20 protein-coding genes and 1 pseudogene are annotated in these 19,781 nt (G+C 33.2%); 6 read left to right on the forward strand and 15 right to left on the reverse strand.

The features are described 5' to 3' along the window. Nucleotides 1-12: 12 nt before the first annotated feature. The gene (locus tag ACXVYO_RS14760) at nucleotides 13-294 is read left to right on the forward strand and encodes a hypothetical protein (protein ID WP_458467604.1); all 282 of its coding nucleotides are present in this window, start codon (nucleotides 13-15) and stop codon (nucleotides 292-294) included. A gap of 101 nt (nucleotides 295-395) precedes the next feature. Here ACXVYO_RS14760 and ACXVYO_RS14765 read toward each other — a convergent pair whose 3' ends face one another. Beyond that, nucleotides 396-2,891, reverse strand: a complete 2,496-nt coding sequence (locus tag ACXVYO_RS14765) for a PBP1A family penicillin-binding protein (protein WP_458467605.1) — start codon at nucleotides 2,889-2,891, stop codon at nucleotides 396-398. A gap of 468 nt (nucleotides 2,892-3,359) precedes the next feature. Between ACXVYO_RS14765 and ACXVYO_RS14770 the strand changes: the two genes are divergently transcribed. After that, on the forward strand, nucleotides 3,360-3,566 hold the full coding sequence (locus ACXVYO_RS14770) for a KTSC domain-containing protein (protein ID WP_458467606.1): 207 nt from the start codon (nucleotides 3,360-3,362) through the stop codon (nucleotides 3,564-3,566). Nucleotides 3,567-3,629: 63 nt separating this feature from the next. Here the strand turns inward: ACXVYO_RS14770 and ACXVYO_RS14775 are convergent, their stop codons facing one another. The 4 genes from ACXVYO_RS14775 to ACXVYO_RS14790 all read right to left on the reverse strand — a co-directional run bounded on the left by ACXVYO_RS14775 (nucleotide 3,630) and on the right by ACXVYO_RS14790 (nucleotide 6,149). Then, nucleotides 3,630-3,842: a YqaE/Pmp3 family membrane protein gene (locus tag ACXVYO_RS14775; RefSeq protein WP_458467607.1), complete on the reverse strand. Its 213-nt coding sequence runs from the start codon at nucleotides 3,840-3,842 to the stop codon at nucleotides 3,630-3,632. 188 nt (nucleotides 3,843-4,030) lie between these two features. Next, nucleotides 4,031-4,690 carry a DUF6944 family repetitive protein gene (locus tag ACXVYO_RS14780; protein ID WP_458467608.1) on the reverse strand — a complete coding sequence of 220 codons (660 nt, stop codon included), beginning with the start codon at nucleotides 4,688-4,690 and terminating at the stop codon, nucleotides 4,031-4,033. 184 nt (nucleotides 4,691-4,874) lie between these two features. Further along, nucleotides 4,875-5,552, reverse strand: a complete 678-nt coding sequence (locus tag ACXVYO_RS14785; RefSeq protein ID WP_458467799.1) for an SDR family oxidoreductase — start codon at nucleotides 5,550-5,552, stop codon at nucleotides 4,875-4,877. A 261-nt stretch (nucleotides 5,553-5,813) separates the two neighbouring features. Then, entirely contained in the window at nucleotides 5,814-6,149 is a 336-nt protein-coding gene (locus ACXVYO_RS14790) for a hypothetical protein (protein ID WP_073518359.1), read from the reverse strand. A gap of 209 nt (nucleotides 6,150-6,358) precedes the next feature. Here ACXVYO_RS14790 and gerPF point away from each other — a divergent pair, with 209 nt between their 5' ends. Next, nucleotides 6,359-6,574, forward strand: coding sequence for a spore germination protein GerPF (gene gerPF / locus ACXVYO_RS14795; protein WP_001141565.1), 216 nt, complete (start codon nucleotides 6,359-6,361; stop codon nucleotides 6,572-6,574). A 215-nt stretch (nucleotides 6,575-6,789) separates the two neighbouring features. Here gerPF and ACXVYO_RS14800 read toward each other — a convergent pair whose 3' ends face one another. The 5 genes and pseudogenes from ACXVYO_RS14800 to ACXVYO_RS14820 form a co-directional block, all read right to left on the reverse strand. Next, nucleotides 6,790-7,125, reverse strand: coding sequence for a YolD-like family protein (locus tag ACXVYO_RS14800; RefSeq protein ID WP_458467609.1), 336 nt, complete (start codon nucleotides 7,123-7,125; stop codon nucleotides 6,790-6,792). A gap of 762 nt (nucleotides 7,126-7,887) precedes the next feature. Then, nucleotides 7,888-8,088: pseudogene (locus ACXVYO_RS14805) on the reverse strand (hypothetical protein); the annotation flags it as partial. 313 nt (nucleotides 8,089-8,401) lie between these two features. Beyond that, nucleotides 8,402-8,620 carry a hypothetical protein gene (locus ACXVYO_RS14810; RefSeq protein WP_458467610.1) on the reverse strand — a complete coding sequence of 73 codons (219 nt, stop codon included), beginning with the start codon at nucleotides 8,618-8,620 and terminating at the stop codon, nucleotides 8,402-8,404. Between the two features lie 506 nt (nucleotides 8,621-9,126). Next, a complete protein-coding gene (locus ACXVYO_RS14815; protein ID WP_048563092.1) occupies nucleotides 9,127-9,978 on the reverse strand; it encodes a peptidylprolyl isomerase PrsA in 852 nt (283 codons plus the stop codon). A 192-nt stretch (nucleotides 9,979-10,170) separates the two neighbouring features. Next, complete coding sequence (locus tag ACXVYO_RS14820) at nucleotides 10,171-11,184, reverse strand: glycoside hydrolase family 25 protein (protein WP_458467611.1); 1,014 nt, start codon at nucleotides 11,182-11,184, stop codon at nucleotides 10,171-10,173. 648 nt (nucleotides 11,185-11,832) lie between these two features. Between ACXVYO_RS14820 and ACXVYO_RS14825 the strand changes: the two genes are divergently transcribed. Then, nucleotides 11,833-12,027: a hypothetical protein gene (locus ACXVYO_RS14825; RefSeq protein ID WP_458467612.1), complete on the forward strand. Its 195-nt coding sequence runs from the start codon at nucleotides 11,833-11,835 to the stop codon at nucleotides 12,025-12,027. A gap of 399 nt (nucleotides 12,028-12,426) precedes the next feature. Then, nucleotides 12,427-12,852: a GIY-YIG nuclease family protein gene (locus tag ACXVYO_RS14830; protein ID WP_458467613.1), complete on the forward strand. Its 426-nt coding sequence runs from the start codon at nucleotides 12,427-12,429 to the stop codon at nucleotides 12,850-12,852. 723 nt (nucleotides 12,853-13,575) lie between these two features. On the opposite strand, the gene ACXVYO_RS14835 is transcribed toward ACXVYO_RS14830, so the two are convergent. The 5 genes from ACXVYO_RS14835 to ACXVYO_RS14855 all read right to left on the reverse strand — a co-directional run bounded on the left by ACXVYO_RS14835 (nucleotide 13,576) and on the right by ACXVYO_RS14855 (nucleotide 17,025). Continuing rightward, nucleotides 13,576-14,112, reverse strand: a complete 537-nt coding sequence (locus tag ACXVYO_RS14835; protein WP_458467614.1) for a C1q-like domain-containing protein — start codon at nucleotides 14,110-14,112, stop codon at nucleotides 13,576-13,578. 237 nt (nucleotides 14,113-14,349) lie between these two features. After that, nucleotides 14,350-14,661 (reverse strand): hypothetical protein, encoded by a 312-nt coding sequence (locus tag ACXVYO_RS14840; protein WP_458467615.1) that lies wholly within the window; start codon nucleotides 14,659-14,661, stop codon nucleotides 14,350-14,352. After that, a complete protein-coding gene (locus ACXVYO_RS14845; protein WP_458467616.1) occupies nucleotides 14,643-15,665 on the reverse strand; it encodes an anti-sigma factor in 1,023 nt (340 codons plus the stop codon). The genes ACXVYO_RS14840 and ACXVYO_RS14845 overlap by 19 nt, the downstream gene beginning before the upstream one ends. Next, nucleotides 15,655-16,155 (reverse strand): sigma-70 family RNA polymerase sigma factor, encoded by a 501-nt coding sequence (locus tag ACXVYO_RS14850; RefSeq protein ID WP_458467617.1) that lies wholly within the window; start codon nucleotides 16,153-16,155, stop codon nucleotides 15,655-15,657. Before ACXVYO_RS14850 ends, ACXVYO_RS14845 begins: the two co-directional genes overlap by 11 nt. A gap of 624 nt (nucleotides 16,156-16,779) precedes the next feature. Beyond that, on the reverse strand, nucleotides 16,780-17,025 hold the full coding sequence (locus ACXVYO_RS14855) for a DUF3947 family protein (RefSeq protein WP_458467618.1): 246 nt from the start codon (nucleotides 17,023-17,025) through the stop codon (nucleotides 16,780-16,782). Nucleotides 17,026-17,446: 421 nt separating this feature from the next. Between ACXVYO_RS14855 and ACXVYO_RS14860 the strand changes: the two genes are divergently transcribed. After that, entirely contained in the window at nucleotides 17,447-19,447 is a 2,001-nt protein-coding gene (locus ACXVYO_RS14860; protein ID WP_458467619.1) for a YVTN family beta-propeller repeat protein, read from the forward strand. Nucleotides 19,448-19,781: the final 334 nt, after the last annotated feature.

The following is a 19,781-nucleotide window of genomic DNA, read 5'->3' on the forward strand; positions in this document are numbered from 1 at the left end:
AGTGATTATTTTATGTGGGTACCTTCAAGAGTAACAGTCGTCGTTCCTTCGACTCCTGGGATACACGTTCCAGCCGTTCATACAGCTAGTTCCGATGTAGGAATTGAACTTCCTGCAACTTGGCAACAATATCAAATTCCCGGTCAAGTTACTCCCTCATTTTGGCATCATGGCGCACATCCAAGTAGTACTACCTTTCAAAGCCACGGTTATCCTCCGTTACCTCAATCTCAAGTTTTTTATCATTTCCCTTCAATTTATTTTCAAAATTTCTATGGTACTTTTAATATTTAAAATACATTGTCTCATAGCTACTGCATTTAAAAGAAAAAAGCACTTAAGATTGTAATGTTTACAAATCTTAAGTGCTTTTTAATGTTTTTCATAAAATTTTCTTATTGTCCATTATTAGCAGGGGCCTCTCCTGCATTACCGCCAGTCGCTGGTGGAGTTGTATTCCCTTGGCCTCCTCCATTATTTGCTGGAGGTGTCGTATTTCCTTGGCCTCCTCCGTTATTTGCTGGAGGTGTTGTATTTCCTTGGTCTCCTCCGTTATTTGCTGGAGGTGTTGTATTTCCTTGGCCTCCTCCGTTATTTGCTGGAGGTGTCGTATTTCCTTGACCTCCTCCATTATTTGCTGGAGGTGTCGTTCCTTGACCATTACCATTATTTTGTTCATTTTGTTTCTTTTCTTCTTCTTGTTTCTTTTGCTCTTCTAGTTTCTTTTCTTCTTCTTGCTTCTTAAGTTCCTCTTGTTGCTTTTGTTCTTCTTGTTTTTTCAGTTCTTCTTGTTTCTTTTCTTCTTCTTGCTTTTTCTCGTCTTCAGTTTTTTGTTGCTGGTCTTGTTTTGGTTTTTCTGTCGTGTCCGGTACGCTCGTATTTGGAGAAGAATCACGTTTTTCACCTTTTATACGTAGCTCACTACCTTCTTGAATAACAGTACTTGGCATTTTAAAGCGTGATTTATCAGTAGCCATTTCACTCATCATTTCTTTAAAGATCAACTGTGCAATTTTTGTATTTTTACTACTAATATACTCGTCTTTACCATCTTTCATATACCCAGTCCATACTGCCATCGTATACTGCGGTGTATAACCTGCAAACCAACTATCACGAGTTGCACTTTCTGGAATGTTAAATTTCGCTAATTGTTTTGAATCATAGTTTGTTGTACCCGTCTTACCAGCTACGTCTAAAGAACTAATATTTGCTGCTGTACCAGTACCTGATGTTACTACTGAGCGAAGCATATCAGTAATCATATATGCTGTAGAATCAGCTATAACTTGTTTTGGTTTTTGCTCAAAACTTTGTGATTTGCCGTCTGGATAAACTATTTTCTTAACAAAATGTGGTTTTGCATACTTTCCACCATTACCAAATGTCGCATAAGCACCCGCCATTTCAGTTGGTGATACTTCGTTTGTACCAATCGCTGTAGATTCTTTCGGTGTTGAATCAAATGTAATACCTAATTTCTCAGAGAATTCTTTTGATTTATTAAGTCCTACTTCTTTTGCAGTTTTAACTGCTGGAACGTTACGTGACATTTTTAACGCTTCACGCATAGTAATTGGACCTAAATGAGTTCTGTCCGCATTTCGAAGCTCTTGTCCAGTTGAATATTTAAATGGAGAATCATCAATTTGATGATACGTAGCCCATTTTAAGTATTCAATTGCAGGACCGTAATCAAAGATTGGCTTCATAGTTGAACCAGCTGCGCGATCTAATTCAATCGCCATATTATGTCCTTTAAATACTGCTTTATTTTCACCGCGTCCACTACCTATAGCACGAACTTCACCAGTTTTCGTATCCATAAATGTGAAAGCACCTTGGAATTTATCATTTGGATAATTAATAATATTTGTATTTAAAATATTGTCAGCTAATTTCTGTGCTTTTGGATCCAAAGTTGTATGAATTTCTAAACCATCAGAGCCAATATTAGCATCAGGCAATTCTTTTTCTACTTCTTTCACAACTGCATCCATAAATGCAGGGTATGGCATTGCTTGAAGTTCAGTTGCAGGTTTAAGACCCTCTGTTACTGAAACTTTCGATGCTTCTTCCATTTCTGCCTTCGTAATATAGCCATGTCGATTCATTAATTTTAGTACAACATCTCTTCTTTCTGTTGCCTTTTGAACATTTTCTTTTTTCGTTGGATCATAGTTATTTGGAGCTTTTGGTAACCCTGCAAGCATCGCAACCTCTGGTAATGTTAAATCTTTCAATTCTTTACCATAATAGTTTTGTGCTGCTGTTGCGATTCCATATGAACGATTTCCTAAATTAATTTTATTTAAATACATTTCTAAAATTTCATGTTTTGAATATTGTTGTTCTAGCTTATACGCTAAATATATTTCCTGAACCTTACGTTTTGATGTTTTTTCCATCGATAAGAAGTAGTTTTTAATAACTTGCTGTGTTATCGTACTTCCACCTTGTGAACCGTAATCTCCTTTAAGACTCACCAAAACAGCACGGGCAGTACCTTTAAAGTCTACTCCGCTATGCTCGTAAAAACGTGCATCTTCTGTTGCTAAAAATGCATTTTCTACTAATTTAGGAATTTGATCATACGTAACATTCGTCCGTTTTTCTTTCCCGTATTCATATACCAAATCGCCATTTTTATCATAAATTTTTGAGGATAACGGATTAACAAGTTTTGCTTTCTCAAGTTTTGGTGCGTCCTTAATCATTACAAAAAAGGTAGCAACCCCCGCCACTAAACCAACAATACCAAGTAATAAACAAGTAATTAAAAACTTGCGAAAGAATGATGTTTTCCCTTTTGGTTTTTGTGTTTTAGAAGCTGGCTGTTTTTTCTTTTTAACTTGTCGTCGCTCCTCTCGAGAACGATAATTTTCTGACATGTTACTTTCTCCTGCCTTTCAATTCTCCCGTTGATTTACTTAAAAATATTGAGGTCACTTTCTAAAATGAATTTAATTAAGAAAGTATATTGACCTGGAGCATTCAATATTTTCCTAATTCACAGATTATAAATTTTAGAATGCTTCTTATACCAAGTATTTTCACTTCTATTTTTCTAATAATGCTGCCCCTTTAAGCATAGAATGTAAAAAGTGAATTTTTAATACCTCGTATAAATAATATACCTTTTTTTCAAATGGTCAATATTTTCTTATTTATAAATCAAAGGTGAAATAAAAATAGCACAACGATATGTACTTCGTGTGAACTTCTTTATAATTACGTATAACGAACATTTAATATATTGCATATAAGTATAATACCTCTTTAATTATAAAGATTTCAACACCACAACCTCAACATCTATAAGAAATTATTAAAAATGAAAAGCAAGGAGTTGCGTAATAATGGAATTATCTCCCGTGATTTCAAAAAATATAGTTGCTGTTGGCTATAATCCTTTTTCTATGATTTTACGCATTCAATTAAAGAATGGAATGTATGATTTCTTTAACGTGCCTGAAAACATTTACACCAGTTTATTAAGCGCACAATCTAAAACTAATTATCACAATACTTATATTAAAAATTCTTACCGCTATACCAAAATTTAAACTTAAACAGAATGAAAAAAGAAAGGCGGTAGTCCCCCTTTCTTTTTTCATTTCCCGATTTAGCTATCTTCTATCCCTCTTATTCATTTCATCATATGCTCGAATTTGTTTTTTTAAACGCCGATCTGCTTTTCTATCATGTACAACTAATATCGCATGTATAACTCCTGGAACCCAAAATATTAATGTTAATATGAAGTTAATTATTGCTTGAAATGGTTTGCCGCAAAATAATACGGCTACAGGTGGAAGAAGAATTGCCAACAAATACATCATCACTTAAAAACTCCTTGTTTTGTATTTTTCCTCTCTCTTTATACACTAATAAAACCAATTATCTTTGTATTTCATCTAATAACTGTTCTACTGTTATATATTCTATTCTAATGCAAAAAAACCTACTACTTCAACTTTTCTACTTATGTAAAATTGAAATTTTACATACCTCCTTTACATGAATAATTTCATATTTTCATTTTTTCTAATCTTTCTTCTTTCTCTATGATAGTTAATCCAATCGCTGAAATAGCAGTTCCTATCGCTTGTATCCAAACACCAATGAGTGCTATTATTCTCTCATTCTTCTTATCAACTATACTGTCTTCATGTTCTATTTCGTTCTTCGATAGATTAATAATACCTTGATACGCTTGAAGTCCAGCGCCTAAACTTTGCAAAGAATTGCCTAGTATTATTATTCTTTGTATCGCTTTCATCTGAAGCAAAGCTGCTTCTACTCCTAAAAAAGCTCCTATCGATTGCAAACTATTCCCGACAATAATGAGATAATCATTCTCTTTCAAGTGTTCATTTATATTGAAATATGTTCCTATTACATTTGATATATTCCCTAACGCTAATAACTCAATGCCCATTTTATCGAGCATTTCACTTTTATTCTCCAAACATATATTTTGATTTTCTCTTTCGCCTTCATCTTCGGTATCATTACTCGCTATAATTTGTAATATATACCCGAGGGCTTGTAATGAGCTTCCTACAATTACAAGATCTGATTCAACTTTCTCTTCTCCAATAAATCCTCTTGTCGCCCCAATAGCCGCCGTAAGATTTCCTCCTACTTGAAACCATGCTCCAGTCACTTTTAAACCGCTTGGATTCATTCTTATCACCTATTTAGAAATTTTCTACTGCTTTCGAAATACATAAATGACATCCTCTTTCTCATATTTATTTTCTACATGTAATTTTGTGCATTCTATAATGTTTTATAAATACAAAAAAGCACCTTTAAGGTACTTTTTTAGACAAAGTGTGTATCACTGAAAATATGCCCAGAATGTATATTTACATACATTCTGGGCATGTCAATGAAGATCCATTTTTATCTATTGTAATATTTAATATATACTTAATCGCATTACGTGACCACATTTCAGGTGTGGGTGATTCATTTACATACTGTGGTGCACATGAATATAGCATTGGAGTGCTAATGCTCCCACCTGGATCTAAAGCAACAACAGCCATACCATCGGGCAATTCAAGTGCCATAGATTTCGTGATACCTTCAATTGCAAACTTTGAGGCACAATATGGCGCCAGCTCAGCTTCTCCCTCTCGGCCCCAACTAGAACTCATATTAATAATCATTCCTTCTTTCCTAGCTACCATCGCTGGGACAAAAGCCCTAATTACATTTACTACACCATTTACGTTTACATTCATTACATTTTCGAATTCTTGAGCTGTTACTTTCCACAGTGGCGCATTTTTATTAACAATCGATGCATTATTTATTAACAAATCAGGTGCTCTATGTCTATGCAGTATATAATTTGCCCAACTACTTACTTGCTGGGAGTCTGAAACATCAATTATTTGAAAATCATGTATATTACCGTAATAATTTTTCAATTCTTCAATTTTATTTTTTGAACGCCCACAGCCATATATAGTCCATCCCAATTCATGAAATCGATCAACCATTGCACGACCTAATCCTTGTGTCACTCCTGTAATCATTACAATTTTTCCAATTTCATTTCGCTCCAAATATCTCTCCTCCTTTACAACATTTTACACTCTTCCTTTTCATTCAACCATTTACTAAAGTATCAACTCATTTCATACTTTAGAAGGAATTTTTATGTAAACAAAAAGAGTAACCATAACAGTTACTCTTACTTATATATCAAAAAATCATTATTTATTTCGTTATTGCTTTTATATTTCAGCTTCTTTTTCCCGTATTTCTTACACCGATACATATAAGCTACACCTAGATTACCTACTTTTGTTTAAATTCTCAATCTCATTTTGCAACTTTTTGAATTGTTCAAAATGCATAGTGATAGATTGACTATTTCCATAATCAACACTATGCTTCACAAATAAAACACCAGTGTCATGAAAAATTGCTTCCAGTTCTTTTCTGATGGATACTTTCATTATATGTGCTGTTTTAATGGCCGATAAAATTGCAATTTCATTAAACTTTAACTTTATTTCATTTGGACAAAATGCTTCTTCAACCAATATAACTTCATTGCTATAAATAAGTGCAACAAGATTACTTGATTTTGCATCTGTTAAATCTACTTTTTTTATAACATTATTCATTACATTTTGCCTCCTTTGATTTCGCATATATTAATTATACAATTATTTTTAAAAATTAATCGACCTTACATTAATTTTAACATACTTTTATTGTAGGATTAAGCTACACTTCAAACGTTTTACTATTCCACAATTTTTGTTACATGAACCATTTGGACTATAACACCATATAGTAGTATTAACAAATGATTGTAAAGCGGGTGAAAACTATGCCCTCAGTTGTAGGGAATTTAGTTGTACAAAATAGTAACGGTTCATTTAATTTAGGCGATTTCTACAATGTTTCTCCGAAAGAAAATACGAAGGCTTATAATGGATCTGGTGCTTCAAATGTTGGTTTTGTTGTTAATACTTTTAATGGTGTGAGCGCGACTAATACTTTTGATTCTGACCTTGCAGATCAAAACCAAGTAGGTACAGCTTAGTCCTATTTTTTTCATCGTACTGTTTAGGAATAATAAATTTGTCTATACTATAATCAGGCTGTTACACAGCTATTATTGATTTTTGGAGTACCCTATCTTTTTCTCCCTTTCCCTGGGGCTTAGCAGCTAGTATGAAGCTAGCTGCTTTTTCGTTTCATTTTTTCTGTTCCTCATCTAACAAAAATAAAAAGCTATAATTTAAATTTCAGCTTCCTTTACGTTATTTCAATAATATCTGTAGTATTAAATACGTAAGTTTTATAAAATGCGTCCGTACATATTACAATGCGCTTTAGCGGGTTTATATGCACAACTGTCATATAGCTTGTAAGTATGTAGCCATCTTCAAAATAGGTCACCAATATTTCTTTCTCAGACAATAATGACATTAATAATTTATCAGAAATTCTCTCTTTTGCTTCTTTTGTTAAGAGCGGTTTTTGTACTTTAAACTTCTCTCCAACAATCTTTCGCATACTTAATAACTGTTCCGACATTACTGTAAATGGAACCCATTCTCTTTCTGCTTTCTGCACCTTTACATCATTCATTTCTTTATCTCCTTGATCATTTATCCATTCCATTTCACATATATTGTTACTCAATTATTCTTTCATAATGCTAGGCTCATATTTCCCCCGCATTAACAGGTAGTAAAGCTCCCACCTCAAAATCGGTACATGTGAGGTATATAAGTCGAAAACCAACCGCTCGTAAACGTCAAATTAGTTAAAGTTACCAATAAATGGACGATAAGCACCTCACTGATTAATGTTTCACTTTATTTCTAATTCATATACTATCTGCATTCAAAAGAACACTCGTTCTAATTATACACGAACATATATTCTTTTGAAAAGAGATATAATTATATTTTTAACAAAATATAATTCAAATAATTTTCTTATACATTTATCCATCATTGATTTTCTTGATCAAATGAGTTTTTCACTTCCTATTTAATAGGAAGTAAACATATTTACTAAAGAAAGCGACTTCATACAAAATGAAGTCGCTTTTTTCTAATAACGTATTTTTCTATATTTATTTTTCTATCCTGACAAGTGTTCTTTCTGGAATCAAAATTTCATCAATTTTAAAATCATTTATTTTTAATTTTAATTCCCCCACTCGTTCCTTATCTAGGAGCAGATTATATCGTAAGATAAAAAGAAACAAATATTAGCCCCGGGAAATTTGTTATGAACGAAACAAAAGTGTTCAGCCTAACTTCTGACGGCAATTCATGTCCACCTGAATTGTTGGGCTTCACCCGTAACACAAATCAGATGGAGTCTATTTGCCGAAAAGGATAAAGCTAATAGCATTTTTTTAGCTTCTTTCTTCTCCTTTTCAGTTTGCCACTCATAAAGTTCAATGCACCAACTCGTTGAAACTTCATACGTGTAACTCGTTTGGAATTGAAACTCTTATACAATTTCAAGCATACTTTCATCTGAAAAACACGATCCCAAAACAATTACATCATTAAAATCTGGATCTGTTAACGGAATTTATACATTACAGCCTATATAACTTGCTAAACTCATTTTTACTCCTCCAATATTCGTATACAAAATACTTCATATGAACATTTATCTACTTGAATATAAAATCCCTGCCTAAACGAAAAAGTTTTAATTTTTCAAGTTTATTAACCAACTATAAATGAAAGCATATATTATAAAGAACGAACTCACAAAATTTAGGGAATTTATAACGGACCACAATTCGTTCCTTATGAATTTCTATGAAAAGAGGGGAATGTAAACACTCTCTTTTCGTACATACTGTATAAAACTATTTATAAATAATTGCCCCTAATTATTAAATATATTTTGGTTGTACTATTATATGTAACTCCCTCTCTGTTTCTGCTTTTTTTGGGTTACGAAAATACTCTAATTCGTACTTTAATACTTCATACTCAACCATCCCAATCTTAATCCCTTTCGTTTCCTTTAAAATAGCTAATAAGTTACTTATATCTTCATCATAAGATTCAAAAACCTTCCCTCCACCTTCTCTTCGAAAAATCACTTTCATATTTTCTCCTCCTACGTAATATATTTTTCTATTAAATAATTTGTTTAAAAGCATTCTTTCTTTATCCTAAAAATTTCATACTAAAAAGAACATCCTTTTTAGTAGAATGTTCTGCTTTTCACTTCATTTCGCATCAATATTTTTTCAATAATATTGTATGTTTCATTCTGCAAATTATGTTTATCTACTTCAATAAAGTAAAATTTAAATCAATTAGGATTTTGTTCATTCTCGACTAATAATTGGCCTACACCAATCAGATTGCTTGCAAATAGTGGGAGGAAATTAATAAATTCATTTTATATTTAATGAAATTAAGCAAACGAAACATTATAATATCGACATTATATGAAGCATTGATTATTCCAATTTAAAACAATTACATAAATTCCCATTGTAATTCTTAATATTTAAATGTAATATTGTATTGTCTTACTATCTATTTATAACTCACACACTAAGTAGAAAAGGGAACCTATATAGGTTCCCTTTTCTACTTACAGTCATTATTTCTTTTCTAGAAATTCAAATGTATTTTTAAAGTCTTTATCGTTCACCTTAATATCAGCATCTTTCAGTAAATCATTGACTACTTGTTGTTTCCATTTACCAGTCGTATCTTGTAGTCTTTGCTGTTCTAAATCTTTACGAATTTGATCTTTTACTTCATCAAATGGCTTCAATTCTTTTTTATCTGTTACTTTAATAATATGGTAACCGTGAGTTGTTTTTACTGGCTCACTTACTTGTCCTGCATCTAATTTATATGCAGCTTCCTCAAATTCTTTCACCGTTTGCCCTGGAGCAAAACCAGTTATTTCTCCGCCTTGTTCTTTTGAACCAGGATCCTCTGAGTATTGCTTCGCTAAAGCTGCAAAATCTTCACCATTATTTACTTTCTCTTTCACTTCTTTAGCAGTCTTTTCATCTTTCACTAAAATATGACTTACCTTAATCTCTGGTTTATAGTTATCTTTTACATCTTTTTCTGTGACAGTCGCTTTAATCGCTTTCTCAAATGCGATTTCCGGCTTCATTTTTTCTTTTAATTCATCTTCATTTTTCAATCCAACTTGCTCTAAAGTTGATTTGAAGTTGTCACCCATTTTATCTTTTGCTTCTTCTACTTGTTTTTTTGCTTCCTCATCTGAAACTTTATATTTATCTAGTAATGCCTTACTTAACACCATTTGGTATAAAGTACTTTCCCCATATTTTTGTCTTAATTCTTTACTTAACTCTTTCTCTGTAACATTTCCTACTTTTGATGTTACTACATTGTCTGAGGAACCACATGCCGATAATGCTAGTACTACGCATGAAATAATTGTTCCTAAAAATAGCTTTTTCTTTTTCAATTCGAAATACCTCACTTTTATTATTATATAAGAATAACTATACAATATACTTGTGTTAACAATGTGTTTTCCACATGTAATTCATTTCATTTGAATAAACTATGTATCGTGTTCTTTTTTCAATACGTAAAGGGTCATCTTACTATGTATTAGTAAGATGACCCTTTACGTATTCCTAAAACATTTATTTACTTATAGGTACTTAATATTTAAATGTTCTTCCAGTATCCAATTATTTTGCCCGATATCTACCGCATTTTTGGCTCTGCCCCACACACGAAAAGATTTTGCTCCATCAATATTACCTTTATAATTTATACATTCAGGCTCTGCATAATAGTTTACTCCATACCCAGCGGGATATTTTGAAGATGCATAAAACCATTTCACATCAAAACATTTCACATATACCCATTGTTTATCGTTTCCTAAGCAAATCATATCTTTATCTGCGCCTTCCCAATAACCACCTAAGACTAAATATGGCGTTTTTTGAGTGATTGTACCTGTAAACTGAGGATTTGCAGGGTTTTCATATACGTTTATGCCATACCCATCATCATATTTTGAAACTGCAATACCAATACCATTTGATTGCTGCGTATCCTTCTTGTCAGATAAAATAGATTGATTTACTTGATCTGAGCCTATAAACCAAGAAAGCGACTTATTTCCTATTAATTGATTCAAATCGCATTTCCCAATACCAGGAACATATCCTGAATCAGTATATTGCCAAATATCACACGGATATGCTGGCTTATTCCCTCCATAACGAGGAATCCACACAAAATCAACTTCAATATTACGTGATCCAAATGATACATACGTGTGATGCCCCACATATAGCCCTACTTTTTTCGCACCTAAACGGCGTAATTCATCTATAAACGCTTGTGTCCCCCCTTGCATATCCACCATCGTTTGAATTTCTACGTCCACCACCCAAAACTTAGCAGACTTATCTCCGCGATTCCAAAAATCTTGTGCCTCTTTCCTAGCATCAGCAATAGATATAAAACGACAAAATGCATAATTACCAAATGGAATACTGCGTTTTTTCATTTCAATCACATAATTTTGATACATAAAATCTATCGTACTCGATCCATCTTGAACTCTAGCAATAACTAAATCTAGCTGAGATGCTGCAATCTCCCAATTAATCGTTCCATTCCATTTTGAAATATCGATAATACACCCCAATACAATTCATCCCCTTTGTATTATTATATTCAAAGCTTGTCTTATTGAAAGCTCCTTATGCCTAATACTAGCTAGCTATAATATAAATAAAGAAAATCTATATTATTTTTCAAAATATACAATCTTTTAATTGAAATTCTACTAATATTTCATACAGTTCATTCACAAATTCGAAATATACACTAACATCCATTAGTAAATCATATTGGTTATTCAATCTAGTATTAGAAACGTTCTTTCTATTACTACTCATCAGTATTAATCTTCTTTAGACTAATAAACATATGTATGACAGCTAACTTTCTGTATTTCTTACGATTACTCTATATTAACGAATATAATTTATCTTTTATTTCTTATATATTTTCACATGAAACATACTATCTTTATACGCTATATATTTATCAGTGGAAATTTCAGTCACCATCCGCAATTAGCTAGACAATGTAACGTTAATACATATAAAAAAGACATTTTCTATACCTTCTAATACAATTCTTAGTTTTCAATACATTTTCCACATTCTTACCACGCCTTAAAGCTCCATATCGTTATCAACTTAACTAAAATTTCATATTATATTAATACGCCTTTATAATCTGAACGAAATAGCGCAGTAAATGATACTGCATATGAGGAGCTGATTTCATGGAAAAAAAACCTATCGTGGTCAAAATACCTCCAAATTCAAAACTGAAAATTACATTTTTTGGTCCTTGTAACGAGGTAATTACAAATGTTTCTATAATTAATCAACTTTCCACACCTAAGTGTCAAACTATTACGCAATATCCAAACTACAAGAAGTACGAAACCGGAATACGATCATTATCCAGTTGTTAATCTGTTCTATTCACACTCCTTATAACTTTGTTAGTTAGACAACTTTGTTAATAGACTAAAATTACTCATTTCATGTTATTTCATTGATAATCTATTGATTTGTTACACGTTTTTATTAACCGAGCATATATTATCGTATGGAGATTATCCACTCATAAAACCTATCTTTCTTTAGAGCGTACTTTTTATGTATGCTCTTTTTTTATTTATCTCTCACCCTGTACAGATAAGCGTGTTCACTTTTATATTTCATGGGTGGTAAATAATCTAATACGAGTGTAAGCAACAATACTTCTGTATTTATTATACGTTCACTATAATCCTTGCATTTTCTTTCGATTTTTGAGAAATTGAAGGAAGATAATTCATTTAAATTTCTCGATAAAAGGGGTGGAATATATGACTGTTGTACATATTAGATGGTCTAAACTTTATAATTTATCTGAAATCAATCATTATGAAGAAGCTTTTTCAAAAGGGGTATATGCAATTTATAGAATGTATCGTGGGAAAGAAAAATTACTATACATCGGAAAAACAAAAAGAAGTTTTTCGAAACGATTACATGAACATTACAAAGAATGGATTCAAGGGGCAAGAGGAATCCATGTAAGGCTAGGGATTTTAGAATTTCCTAATGGAGGTCAATATTCTGAGCAAAAATTATCAGATGTAGAGGCACTTTTAATTTCTTGGCATACTCCACTAGAAAACACCCAATGTACGAATTACTATATAGGAAGAGGAAATTTAGAAGTTATCAGCTTTGGACAAAGAGGATTAATTGATAAAAAAATAACTACTCAAAACTATGAATGGGCGTGAACTCTGATCATAAATTAGTTTAATAGAGTTTGATATTCTCCCCTTAAAGTCCGATATGGCTTTTAACGTATCACATGGGAATATAATGACGACATCCATTAAAGAGCTTGATAGCCCAGTCCCTTTTTCGTTTAAACTGCCCTCTGTTAAATTAGTGTATTCATTCCATCATCATTCATCTAATAGATTTCTCTTCTAAATTGACTAAAAATGTATTAAGATTCTTTATATACTCAAGGAGGTCAAATATGTTCAAGTTGCATCCCATACTACTTATCTTAGGATTTATTTTATTTTTATATAGTGTAATCACCTTAATGCTATTCCTTTCCATACAATAGCAACACCTACATAAACCCATGTTAAATATGTAATTTCTATATAGTAAAGAAAAAAAATGTAAAACAATTAGCAAATGTAATGCTAATTACTCATCATGTTACTATTTTCGTTGTACTCTTTTTATTATCTGTAGAAGATCTAATAGCCCTTTCACCCTCAAAACTGCAAATTTTTTTTGAAACTTTATCTTTTATTTTTTATGTTGTACCTCATTTCCATTTTTATTTTCACTATCATCATTACATCTTAGTATTCGAATTGCTCCTGAAACAAACCACATTCAACCTATTTACTTATATATTTTAGAAAAACAATAATAATCCCCCACCATTTGGTAAAGGGGATTAACAAAATCTACTGAAAAGTATTTTATTCTATTCGTTATTTAATTGGTGAAGGAAATCTTGCAGCTTCAAAATGTGAACCATCTTCTGAAGGACTTAAAACTCCATCTATGCTACTTTGTGCATAAATCTCAACTTGATCTCCTTCATTCAATTGAATAATCGTCGAAACACTTACTACATTTCCAAAACTTATTGGACCAAAAAAATCATTATCTATAGCTATTGCTGCGTTTCCATTCACACGAATTTCTACACGAGCTCTATAATTTAAGTTAGGATCGTTTGGAAAGAAACCAATTGTTCCAATAATAGAATAAACCCCTCTAGTCTTCGGAATAAAAATAGACGCTGCCGGGTTATACTCATTTGCTAAATCAAATTGTTCATTTTGGAACAATACCTTTACAAAAGTATTGGCAGGAACCGTTTGATTCACCGTATTTCTAGCTCTAAATGCTGATGCCCTAACAAGCTTATCCTTATTCTCATTACACTTACTCGTGTTCTTACAACAATCATGCTGTTTCTTTTTATATTCTTTACAATACTTACAGTAGTTATAACAAGACATACTAGTTCCCCTTTCATGCTTATTACTACATATTATGTAAGAGGGATTCGCAATGTTTGGACGAGCTATTATTTTAGTACTATACTTGTCGCCTATTTATCGTGAGCGGAAAATATATTAATAAAACCACCAATTAGAGGTATAGTGCACTCGATTCAAATTTGATAGATTCTTCTCTTATTTATTTTACTTTCAATACAAAAAAGAGCGAATCTACATTCGCTCTTTCTAACATATTTATGGCCCAAAACTTATCATCCAACCTAACATAAATCCAAATAACGCAAACAGCAGCATAAAAACAAATAAACTACATGCCCACAATGCATATTTTCGACTTTTGCTTTTTGTGATCATACCTATGACTGAGCACACCACTCCAATACCAACTATTTGCAAAAAACCTTTACCTATAAATGTTTCTTGAATAAGCAATATAATGTTCAAATACAATAACGCTAGTAAAGCAATAATTAATGAAATAGTCCCCATCCACGTTTCCTGTTTATAAATACGATTCTTTCTTTTTTTTAAGAATGCCAATTCCATAACCTCACTTCACCTACTTTCAAGTTTCTAACTTTTTCGTGGCTCATCAATTTTTCAATTTCTACTTTAGGCCCAGTTACAACTGCCCCGTATGTTTTCACCCCATTTTTTTCAAGGAAAGAAATTCGCTTTGACAACTCTAATACTTTCGCTCTAGATAGCTTCACTGCTAAATTTTCATGCTTCTGTAATGACTTTAAAACAGCAATAAATTGTTCCTCATGAGGTGAATCACTTTCAAAAGCACCACTTGGCATTGAAATCATATCTGCTGGGAAGCCAATCGGGGCTACATACATACCTTCATCATTCGTTTGTTTCTCCTCTAATCCTGTATTAACAGCATACCAAACGATATCAATAGTAGGAAACATATCAGTTACCTCTTGTACACTTAATAATTCCCTAAAAGATACAAATGCTTCTACAACAGACTCTTGCGGAAGTCCTTTTAATACCTGTGCTTCTTCGCTACTATTATAGGACGCATTATAATTATTAGGATGAGACAATACTTCGTTATCTATATACGGGATTTCTGGAATTTTTTCATCTGTTGTATATTCACGGCTTACTTTCGTTGCTGTACTTAATAAATAATCGGTTTTCTCTTCTCCTATTCGAATATCTTTCTTACCTACCCTTTTATACAAATCAAAATGCAATTGTAAACTAAGTGGTAACAACGTTTGCTCCATGTCCCTATCTTTCAAAAATACATTTGGTTCTGTTACACTTAACGTTTGATTTACTACATTCCGTATCTCCATCGCGTTTGTAGGTGCCAATGTATAATATAATAGTGTAGATATATATAAAATAGGTTGAATGAGTAATAAAAAAGTAAATACAATTAAAACATTCGTAATTCGTGCTCTTTTTTTACCTATTTTCAACACTTGCTCCTGTTTTCCATCTGGAAGTGAAGCCGGTCTTTGATGAAGAGCTTCTTGTAACAATTCTTTATAATCATCTTGTTCAGAATGAGGTTTATCATTTGTCATTTTGACTCTTTTCCTCCTTTAACAATTCTTTTAATCTCTTTCTCCCGCGAAATATGTGACTTTTATACGTGTTTAACTTTACATCTAATACAGATGCACCCTCTTCGTACGTTAATTGATGTACGTCACATAATAAAATAGCTTGTGCCTCTACCATCGGTAAAGTATGAATAATCTGAATCAATTTTTCATAACTTTTTTTTGCGACCACATACTCTTCTGTAGATTCCCCTGCTTGTATTGTCTCTAATTCCTTCGTTCCTACAAAGGTAACCTTTTTCTCTTTCCTAACAAAATCAATAAACGTATGATATGCCACTTTAAATAGCCATGATTTCACCTTTTGGTTTTCATAGTCTTCTAAATAAAGATATGCCCTATAAAAAGTCTCCTGCATCAAGTCCTCCGCTACGTGATGGCTACGAGAAAGGGAAAATAAATACCGGTACACATCGTTTATATAAATCTTATATATTTCTTCAATCTCCATCCCCCTCCTCCTTTCATATATAACACGAATGAGCAAAATAAAAAGTTGCATTCTTTTTCCCTTTTTATTTATATAAAACAAAAATCATTTATACATTTTAATAACCATTTACAATTATAAACAAAATATGTGATGTTATAACTGCGAATATCTTACAAAATTAGAAAAAACGAGTTGTATCTTCTTTGTAGGTTAATAGTTATAAGACAATTGTCCTTTTCGATATAACCACAGATATGACTTCGTTGTTGCATCTTAACCTGGTTCGCGTAAATAAATGTTCATGTATCCTTTCATGTAAAGCCACTAGTCATCATTTGTCATGATTAGATAATTCCCATTCTTTTTTTATCGATATCTTCTCATCAAAAAAACTCCACTTGTATTATGTACGGAGATTAGCTCATCGGTTATTTACAAATTGTAGATGGGGACTATTTGACGCTTATACATACACAATTTCCCCCCTCAATTGTTCCCGTCATTTACGGACAATAAGACTCACACCTCTAAATTTGGCACTTGCAAGAAAGTTAGGCGGGAGTCGCTCTGCTCATAAAATCCGATTGGTGAGGGCTAATAATCGGTTTTGGATGCCCGCCCTATACTGATTAAACTTTCCATTTATAAATTAAATACAGTTCCATATGGGATAGTAAGAAAAGAACTTCCATACGGTGTAATAGGTTGCACTGGATAAAAATATTCCATGGATGAATAATATGGCTGGATACTTTGTTGCTGCATTTGTTGTTGCATTTGTAACGCTTGTTGAACAGCTTGAACTGTACTTTGTGCTCCGCTAAACGTTATTGATGTACCATAAGCTGGTCGCATACCTGCTTGAGAATAAAAATACGAATAAAACATTATTGTCAGCTCACTTCCATATAAGCTATTACAAACCATAGTATGATTCTTTTTTTAGGAAGTGCTGAAAACTAGTACATTAGCTTTTATTAGGTTTCTCATTTCATTATTTCTTTTAATCGCTTCAATTTCATATTTCACTTATTCGTTTCAATTATTAAACGTGATTGAATTTTTAAAGCAGAATAAAATTCTAAATGGAACTCCATTAGACCCTAACTTAATTAAACTTATAATTATCATCAAACCTTTACAATAATACTAGTCTCATAAGAACACCTTCATTTTGTTTACATATACTTTTACAAAACATTCTTGGGTATATCACATATAACTTATACTCATAAACACTTTACATCTAGAAACAAATATTGACCATTACATGTACTTACTATTTAAATTTTTTTAAAAGGAGGTTATTATGAAAAATAATCAAAACTCAAACGATCCGTGCGAAAAATTCCGATTCCCCTGTTTTATTTCTATATCCTCTTGCGATCAAACTAATTGTTGTACACCTGTTTTTTTCTCATTTTCTCAACAACAAGAATTATTGTCCCTAATTAACCAATTAAATCAAGCTATCCTTTCTTTCTTTACCACGCCAAATCCGACAACTATACAAATACTCCAATCATCATTACAAGCATTAAATGATTTAATCATTGCAGTGCAACCAAATACTCCAAATAAAAATTTAGTTATACGAACTATCATTCAATTAATCAATTCTTTGCCTACTGCATCTCTTACTCAAATCTCTGCGTTATTTCAATTTCTATTCCAAAATTTATCTTCGCTCATTAGTTGTTCCAATATTTCAGACCCATTGTTACAACAAACATTCAACTTAATTTTGCAAGGAATATTGAATAGTTCTCTATTAAATATTATCGGAATACCCGGTCCTACTGGAGCGACAGGACCTAGAGGATTTCCAGGACCTAAAGGAGCAACTGGGCCTCAAGGTGTGCAAGGTATTCAAGGGCCAGAAGGACCGGAAGGACATACTGGACCTCAAGGTGTGCAAGGGCTTCAAGGACCGGAAGGACTTGCAGGCGCAACTGGACCTCAAGGCGTGGAAGGGCTTCAAGGACCGGAAGGACCGGAAGGACCGACCGGGCCCCAAGGTGTGCAAGGGCTTCAAGGACCACCTGGACCACCTGGACCCACTGGCTCTGGGACTGGAATGGGAGTTCCTGGACCACCAGGGCCAACTGGACCCCAAGGTGTGCAAGGTATTCAAGGACCAGAAGGAGCAGAAGGACCGACTGGACCTCAGGGTGTGCAAGGGCTTCAAGGGCCAGAAGGAATCGAGGGGCCGACTGGACCTCAAGGTGTGCAAGGCATGCAAGGACTGGAAGGACCGGAAGGACCGACTGGACCTCAAGGTGTGCAAGGCATTCAGGGGCCAGAAGGACCACCAGGACCCACTGGCGATTGTGAGTGTCCACCGGGGCCGACTGGACCGACTGGACCTACCGGACCGACTGGGCCGACTGGGCCTGCATGTAATTTCCTAGTATATGTTACAAATGCAGGACTCATAGATGACCCTACAAATGATACAGTATCTGTAATTAACACCGGAACAAATACTGTGGTTGATACAATTACTGTAGGTAATGCACCTCTTGAAGTAACAGTTTCACCAAATGGCGCTCGTGCTTATGTTACTAATATTTTTTCTGATACCGTTTCTGTTATTGATACTGCTACGAATACAGTTATTGCTACCATTCCTGTTGGGGCTGACCCAATTGGCGTAGCTGTTTCACCAAATAACACAACTGTTTATATTGGAAACCACGCGAGTGATGATGTTTCTGTTATTAATGCCGCCACTAACACGGTTATTGATACCATCCCTGTTGGTAACGATCCGCAAGGAATCACTGTTTCTCCAAATGGAACTTTTGCATATGTTGCAAACGAATTAAGCAACAATATTTCTGTTATTAATACTGCTACGAATACAGTTAGCGCTACCATTCCTGTTGGCATTCGTCCTAGGATAATCGTCTTTACACTAGATGGTACTCGTGCGTATGTCACAAATCAAAACAGCAATACTGTTTCTGTTATTGACACCGCTACTAATTCCGTTATTAATACAATTAACGTAGGTTTTGAACCGGTTGGTATAGATATTACACCAGACGGCACTCGTATTTACGTGGTAAATAAAGTTAGTAATAATGTATCGGTAATAAGTGTGGCGACAAATACTGTAATTGATACAATTCCTGTTGCTTTATCCCCGGATCAAGTAACCATCATACCAGATGGTACTCTCGCCTACGTTACAAACCAAGGTAGCAATACTGTTTCTGTTATCAATACTGCTACAAATACAGTTATAGATACGGTTCCAGTAGGTGTTGCTCCAACTGGTATAGCAACCGGAACTATTTGTGAATAAAATAAAAAAACAGAGGGACAAAAATATGTCTCTCTGTTTTTTATTTTTTGTACTCCTTAAAAATTTTATATGCAAAGCGGTCCCCACTTTGTACTTTTTACAAATCATAATATACATGGAGAGGATATTATTCGACTCAATTCACTTTTTCTTATGTATACTTCTATACATGTATTTGTACGTCCCCTTATATTAAAAGAAGTAACCGGTCATCTTTACGAGCTTAAAAACAGTCACAAATGATCTATATCAAGGCTAATCTTATTTTCCTAACCTCCTACTCATCCTCCAAAAATAATTCCTTTACAAAATAAAAAAGCAGCTGATATGCTAC

Source organism: Bacillus sp. BC08, assembly GCF_054326875.1.